The sequence below is a fragment of the Arthrobacter sp. Y3223164 genome (assembly GCF_059091005.1).
Genome location: NZ_JBNHGF010000871.1, coordinates 1 through 425, shown reverse-complemented (window position 1 = coordinate 425; position 425 = coordinate 1). Strand labels below are relative to the sequence as shown.

Here is a 425-nt window from a genome sequence, read left to right as displayed (position 1 = left end):
CCGTCGTCGGGCTGTCCCGTGAGCTGGGCGGCAGGTATCCGGCCCAACTCTCCGGCGGCCAGCAGCAGCGCGTCGGAGTGGCGCGGGCGCTCGCGGCCGACCCGCCGATCCTGCTCATGGACGAGCCGTTCAGTGCGGTGGATCCGGTGGTCCGTGCCGAGCTGCAGCAGGAACTGCTGCGGCTGCAACAGCAGCTGGCGAAAACCATCGTCTTCGTCACGCACGATATCGACGAAGCGGCCCTCCTCGGGGACAAGCTGGCCGTCTTCGCCACCGGGGGCCGGCTGGCCCAGTTCGCCCCGCCCGAGGAGGTCCTGCGGGCGCCGGTGGACGATTTCGTCGCCGGTTTCGTCGGCCGGGACCGCGGCTTCCGCTCGCTGTCCTTCAACAGCGCGCACGGGCTGCCGCTGCTGCCTGCCCGCACC

1 protein-coding gene is annotated in these 425 nt (G+C 71.8%); it reads left to right on the top strand.

Annotated features, from left to right (window positions below):
• Positions 1–425, top strand: a 425-nt coding sequence (locus AC5RUJ_RS18475) for an ATP-binding cassette domain-containing protein (protein ID WP_494156542.1), incomplete at both ends; no start/stop codon positions are given.